This is a genomic window from Myroides indicus (assembly GCF_004364575.1).
GTDB lineage: Bacteria > Bacteroidota > Bacteroidia > Flavobacteriales > Flavobacteriaceae > Flavobacterium > Flavobacterium indicum_A.
In genome coordinates this window covers 1-2145 of record NZ_SOAG01000068.1, presented here as the reverse complement: position 1 = coordinate 2145, position 2145 = coordinate 1, and the positions used below count along the sequence as shown (strand labels likewise).

1 protein-coding gene is annotated in these 2145 nt (G+C 43.9%); it reads left to right on the top strand.

The window, feature by feature from the left end; genetic code table 11:
• The coding region (locus C8P70_RS13670) for a choice-of-anchor J domain-containing protein (protein ID WP_133713850.1) at nucleotides 1-2145 on the top strand (2145 nt) is incomplete at both ends.

Sequence of the window (2145 nt, the reverse complement as noted above, 5' to 3'; positions counted from 1 at the left end):
GGTAGTGACTCTTGACCATAACGGGGATGCTTTGGCGGCAAATACGCGTTACGAGATTTTTGTCAGGGGTATTTGCGATAACGGCTCTAAGAGCGCCTGGTCTCTGTCTTATGTTTTTCAGACTTTATGCGACGTGGTTGCCCTGCCTTTTGCTGAAGGGTTTAACTCTGATTCAGTTACTTTTGACTGCTGGACTATCATAGACGGGAATAGCGATATTTTGGAGCTACCCAGTTTTTTAGGAGATATGAATGCGTGGACAGCCTTAGAAAATGCATTGGACAGTTACGAAGGAGACCGGACTATGAGATTTACAGCCACTGTGCCGGGCAAACAGGATGACTGGCTGATATCTCCTGCCTTTTTTTTGGAGAGTTCTAAAATCTATGCTTTGAAATTTTTCTATAAAAGTGATGCGGACGCTCAGATGGAGATTCTGCTTTCCTCTTCCGGATTAGCCTCGGTAAACTTTACTTCTGCTCTTTCCTCTTCTAAAACATATAAGAGTACTGCAGGAAAATATAAGGAGGAAAAACTTTACATCACCGGTATTTCAGGAGAAGTTAATATCGCTTGGTACATTGCAGAGTCAGAAAATAATATGTTTATAGATTCAGTTTCTTTAGAGGAGGTCAGTTGCGTTCAGCCCGAGAATATCAAGGTTAAGCGGATTGAAAATAACCGGCTTATGGTGGAATGGCAAGACGATTTCAATTCGCAATGGCAATACGTTGTGCAGGATATGAAGGATGCCGGAGGGGTTAAAAAAGAGCGCACCACCACAACCAATCCGCTGATTATAGATGTTGATCAAAACGGCAATCCGCTGCAGCCCAATACCGAATACATTTTTTATCTTCGATCGGAGTGTTCGAATACCGAGTACAGCGAGTGGACCGTGCCTTTGGATTTAAAAACGGCGTGTACATCTTTTTCCCTTCCCTTTTGGGAGGGCTTTAATACTGTGGATGAGGACAGGTTAGCGTGCTGGACAATTATTGATGCCGAAGAAGATGGTTATATTGACCCATTACTGTCTTGGCAATTAAATAGATGGGAATGGTCTGTCAATACCCCTCAGGAGGGGGATCGATCCGCTTATTTTAGGGCTTCATATTACAGTATTCAAAATGACGACTGGCTTATCTCTCCGATGATAAAAATGGAGGGAAAACGCTACGCGCTTTCCTATTACTTTATGACAGATCGTTATTCCGGTGCTGAAAAGTTTGAAGTGCTTTTGTCGGAAAACGGCATTGATCTGGACGAGTTTACCACCGTTTTACAGCCTGCAGCGCTTCATGATACATACGGGAAATACGAAAAGAAAATTCTGTATATAGAAGATGTAAGCGGCGATGTCAATATTGCCTGGAGGCTTACCACTAAAAAAAGTGATTATTCTTCAGCACAGTTTTTTCTGGATAATATATTGCTAGAAGAGATAGACTGTATCCCTCCGGAGCAGGAGATAGAGTTTTCTAAAGTAGGGGAGGACAGCGCGTTTTTTTCCTGGCAGGACCCTTACAACAGCAGCTGGGAGTACTATGTTTCGGATGGAGGAGCTCCCGCAGGCAGCGGCGTGCTTTCAAATACCACCAGTGTTTTGATTACCCGGGACGGCAAGGGCAATGCGCTGCAGCCCAACACGGAATACGCGTTTTATGTAAGATCGAATTGTGAGGCGGGCAAGTCGAGCAAGTGGGTCGGACCTGTTTGGTTTAAAACCCTTTGCAGCGCGTACAGTCTCCCGTTTTGGGAGGGTTTTAACAGCAATTCAACCACTCTGGATTGCTGGAGAACGGTAGATAGTGCCAACGACGGGTACACTTGGTTAATACCTCCAAGAGACCAGAATTTTTGGGGGTCGTATAAATATGAATACTATGAAGGAGATTATACAGCAAGCTTTTTTGGAGAGGACAGAGTACATGACGACTGGTTTATTTCGCCTACTTTTAAGTTTGAAGGCAAATCGTATGCGATTACCTATTATCTTAAAACCGGAACTTCCTCTCCCATTAGCGGTTCTACCTCTAAGAAAGAACTGATGGAAAATACGCACGAGGTACTGCTCTCCACCACGGGGATTGACTTATCTTCTTTTACCCGGGTATTAAAACCCATGACTGTGTATTTGGAAAA